At 48.1% G+C, this 609-nt stretch carries 1 protein-coding gene; it reads right to left on the bottom strand.

Annotation, left to right across the window (positions count from 1 at the left end; all coding sequences use genetic code 11):
- Positions 1 to 133 precede the first annotated feature (133 nt).
- The coding region (locus OQV04_RS24845; RefSeq protein WP_332643258.1) for a DUF3304 domain-containing protein at positions 134 to 609 on the bottom strand (476 nt) is incomplete at its 5' end.

The raw sequence follows: 609 nt of genomic DNA, 5'->3' as shown, positions 1-609 counted from the left end.
AGTGTCTTTCACATGGTTAAAGCCCCAAATATTGGCGGGCAGCATGTTGGTTTTTTTCTCCGGTGAGCAGGCGGTTAAGGCCAGTAACACAATTAAAACGGTACCGATAAGAGATATTTTTTTCATCCTAACCTCACTGAGCAAGTGGTGTGGCTGCGTTGGTAGGGCATTCGGCAGGCTCCTCCATAAAACTTGGTTCTTGAATAGGGTAGTCAGGGTGAGAAACAGCCAAACACGACAAGGTGATTTTCACCTCTTGGCAGGGTAAAAAATGCACTTTGACATCACAGGCGTCATCATATTGGGGGATGGGCACCACCTTGCGGTAGTGGCGATAATTGGCTTTGTGTTTTTTAACGAAATCACTAAATTCTTTAGTTCCCATAGGGGGCGATTTACCATAAGCATCAGGATCAACCTCCCATTCCACGACCACGGTTTGGTTGGGTGTCCATTTTTCGGGCACCATAACACAGCAGACACCGACTGCCCCTCGCCCTCGGGCGCCATTGACGGTGTACCAATTAACAGCAGTGTCTTTCACATGGTTAAAGCCCCAAATATTGGCGGGCAGCATGTTGGTTTTTTTCTCCGGTGAGCAGGCGGTTA

Source organism: Escherichia sp. Lx600-2, from assembly GCF_036662595.1.
Lineage (GTDB): Bacteria > Pseudomonadota > Gammaproteobacteria > Enterobacterales > Enterobacteriaceae > Escherichia > Escherichia coli.
Note: the sequence above shows the minus strand (reverse complement) of the source record. Positions and strands in the feature narration are given on the sequence as shown.